Genomic DNA, 3,306 nt, shown 5'->3' with positions numbered 1-3,306 from the left:
TCGGCTTCGCGCTCGCGGCGCCCGCCTGGATGCCGCTCGCGGCCGCGATCGGCAGCACCGCGCGGCTGGCGGAATCGTTCGACCTGCACCAGTGGCAGACACCGCTCCCGACGCTCGTCGCGATCGGCGCGCCGGTCTTCCCGCAGGCCTGGATCAGCTTCGGCGGCCTCTCGCTCGTCGTCTCGCCGCCGATGCAGTACGTGGGCTGGTGGATCCCGGTCGCCATGCTGCACGGCGCGTGGCCGCGGATGCGCGGGCCGGCCGGCACCGGTGCCGCGCTCCTCCTCGCCGCGACCCTCGTGCTCGGTCTCCTGGCCGCGGCACCGGGCGTGTCGCAGCTGCGCTGGCCCTTCCGCTTCCTTCCCTACTTCCAGATCGGCTGCGCGGTCCTGGGGGCGTGGTTCCTCGGCCAGCCGGGGCACGTCTGGTCCGCCCGCCGGGCGTCGGCGCTGATCCTCGGCACCGGCCTCCTCGCCGGCCTCCCGCTCGTCGATGCGATCGGCGTGAATCTCCTGCTTCTCCTGCCGGTGGTCCTGGTCGTGCTGATCGTCCTGCGCCGCGGGGGGCCCCGAATCCGGACGGGGCTGATCGCCATCGGTATGAGCCACATCGCCATCTTCGCGGCGCTGACCAAGATCTTTCCGGGCAACAGTCAGTTCCCGGACTGGCGGCCGCCGATGGAGCGGGCGGCCTACCGCGGCGAGCCCGGTCTGCGGCAGGGCGACACGGCGCTGCTCCTGTTCGAGCGGGCCCTGTTCAGGAGGCCGGACATCCGCGATGCCCCGGCCGGCCTGTATCTCGCCTTCCCGCAGGGCAACACCGCCCTCTACACCGGCAACGCCGCGATCGCCGGCTACTCGCCGATGCGCGGGCGGGGCTTCGGAGACCTCTGCCTGGATTACATCGGCGGGTCCTGCCCCGACGCGGCCGAGCGCTGGACGCGCCCGGATCCCGTGACCGGCGCGAGCACCCTCGACCTCGCCCGCGTGACGCGGGTCACGGCGCAGGCGGGTGCGCGGGCCGTGGCCTTCGCGGCCGTGGCCGGCCCGGGCTGGGTGCACCGATCCGTCGAGAGCGGGGTCCTGTTCGAGCGGACGCTGCCGAGCCTGCCCGGTACGCTGTCGCGCCTGCCCGAAGGCGCAGAGATCAGGAGGGCCGAGGAGGATGTCCGGGAGGCGCGCTACGGGCTGGCCGGCCCAGGCGGTCGCATCGTATGGGCGCGGGCCTGGTACCCGGGCTACGAGGCCGCGTGGAACGGGCAGCCGCTCACCGTTGAGATCGTCAACGCGATCCTGCCGTCCGTGGTGATTCCGGCCGGGGCCGGCGACCTGGTGCTCCGCTATCGGCCGAGGGGCCTCGGCCTCGGCCTCGCGCTGGCCGCACTCGCCCTCGCGGCGATCGCAGGGTTCGCGGTCTGGACGCGGTGGCCGCGCCGGACGTCCCGCCGGACACCGTGACGGCCGCGGAGCCCCCGGCGCACAGGAGAGAGCCGTTGCCCCGGATGCCCGGAGCGGGTGATGGCGAGCCGTTGGTCGCCGGCACGCGCCGCGGATGCCCCGTGACCCGACCCGCTTACTTGATCTGCACGCTGTCGATGATCTGGCGGAACTTCGACAGCGTGCCGTCGCGCTGGTCCTCGCGCACGATGCCGACCGCGCGCAGGTAGCCGTCCGGGGCGAAGCGGATGGTCTGGGACACCACGATGGGCTTGTTCGACGGGACATCGACGGCGCGGGCCACGATCTCGTGCCAGTCGACGCCGTTGCGGCGGTAGCTCTGCGCGCGCTCGATCACGAAATCCTTCATGGTCTGGTTCGCGTAGAGCGCGCTGCGCGCGAAGCCGTCGCGCTGCTCGGCGGCCGGCGGCTGCTGCACCGCCTGGGCCACGACCAGGATCGGCTGCTCCACGTTGAGCATCTGGTCTTTCGATCCCTCGGTCATCAGCACCGAGTTCCCGGCCAGAACCCGCACCGGGCGGAACCCCGCCGGGTCGGCGATGCGGAAGGGCAGCGCGTCCACCTGCTGGGCGAGGGTCAGGGGCGGCCGGATCGTCACGTTCGTGATGAGCGCCCGCAGACTCGCCTCGGTCTCGGCATCGGGTAGCGCCTGGGCGACGATCATCCCGGTGACGGTCGGGTCGCCCACGAGGAGCAGGAGCTTGCGGACCGTGGGCCCTTCCGTGCCGGGGGCGCTCGGCTGCTCACCCGTGAACAGCATCGCCTCGGCCTCGCCGATCTTCATCGGCTCGCGCTTCTCCACGGCGAAGCCCTGGGTGAGGAGGTTCGCGTCCGTGAAGTTGGTGACGAGTTCCGCGAAGGCGTTCGGCGGCAACTCCACCACCGAGAGCGTGGCGCCGCCCTCGCGCCGCTCGAAGCCGGCGAAGCGGCGTGAGGGCACCATGTCGGCGGGCGGCTGGAAGCCGAAGCGGGAGCCGGCCGGGTAGACGATCTCGGCCGCGCGGGCCGATGGCGGTGTCCCCAGCGGCGCCGCCAGCGCCAGAACGAGCCCGGCGACTCTCAGACCCTGCGTGATGTACCGCAACCGCATCGGAACCTGACCATTCGGATCGCGCCTCGCCGAGCGAGCGCCCACGGCCTTAGTGGGTCCTCCCCCGTCCGGCCGGTGTCAAGCCGCGCTCCGATAGGTATGGCGGCGGAGAGGCCCGCGGCCCGGCGCGCCGCCGCGGCACGGCTGTCTCCCGGGTGGTCCGTGGGGTGCGGCCGTGATCAGCGGATCAGACGATGGCTTTCCTCAGGCCGGCGGACTCACCCGCCGGGCGGTGAGGTTGAGGCGCCAGCCGAGCGGGAGACCCGGCAGAGCCGGCTCGCCGGGATCGACGAGGTCGCCGGCCGGGAGGATGCGGTCGATCCCGTGGAAGATCAGCCGCGAGGTCCCTCCGATCACCAGGGCGTCGCCCGGTCGCAGGCGCAGGGAGCGGGTCGGGTCGGTCCGCTTCAGGCCGCCGTAGCGGAACAGGGCGGGCGCGCCGAGCGACAAGGAGAGAACGGGGGCGGCGAGGTCCCGCTCGTCCCGGTCCTGGTGCAGGCCCATACGGGCCTCGGGGCCGTAGAGGTTGATCAGGCAGGCTTCCGGCAGGTGCGGATAGCCGGCGAGCTCCGCCCAGGCCCTGAGCACCGTCGGGGGCAGCGGCGGCCAGGGCGCGCCGGTCTCGGGGTGGTGCGGCTGGTAGCGGTAGCCGGCGCGGTCCGAGACCCAGCCGAGGGGCCCGGCATTCGTCATCCGCACCGAGAAGGGTTTGTCCGTACGCGGCATCCGCGGCGTGTAGGCGGGCGCGGCGGCCAGCAC

3 protein-coding genes are annotated in these 3,306 nt (G+C 73.3%); 1 reads left to right on the top strand and 2 read right to left on the bottom strand.

All coding sequences use genetic code 11. The features are described 5' to 3' along the window. Nucleotides 1–1,457, top strand: a 1,457-nt coding sequence (locus AX737_RS35025; RefSeq protein WP_066927492.1) for a hypothetical protein, incomplete at its 5' end; no start/stop codon positions are given. A 115-nt stretch (nucleotides 1,458–1,572) separates the two neighbouring features. Here the strand turns inward: AX737_RS35025 and AX737_RS29245 are convergent. Both AX737_RS29245 and AX737_RS29240 read right to left on the bottom strand, forming a co-directional pair. After that, the gene (locus AX737_RS29245; protein WP_066927490.1) at nucleotides 1,573–2,547 is read right to left on the bottom strand and encodes a hypothetical protein; all 975 of its coding nucleotides are present in this window, start codon (nucleotides 2,545–2,547) and stop codon (nucleotides 1,573–1,575) included. A gap of 204 nt (nucleotides 2,548–2,751) precedes the next feature. Next, nucleotides 2,752–3,306 (bottom strand): alpha-ketoglutarate-dependent dioxygenase AlkB (locus tag AX737_RS29240; protein ID WP_066927488.1); only part of this gene is annotated, 555 nt, incomplete at its 5' end.

The organism is Methylobacterium sp. CCH5-D2 (genome assembly GCF_001556475.1).
In the GTDB taxonomy this organism is placed as follows: Bacteria; Pseudomonadota; Alphaproteobacteria; order Rhizobiales; family Beijerinckiaceae; genus Methylobacterium; species Methylobacterium hispanicum.
This window is presented reverse-complemented; position numbering and strand designations above follow the sequence as displayed.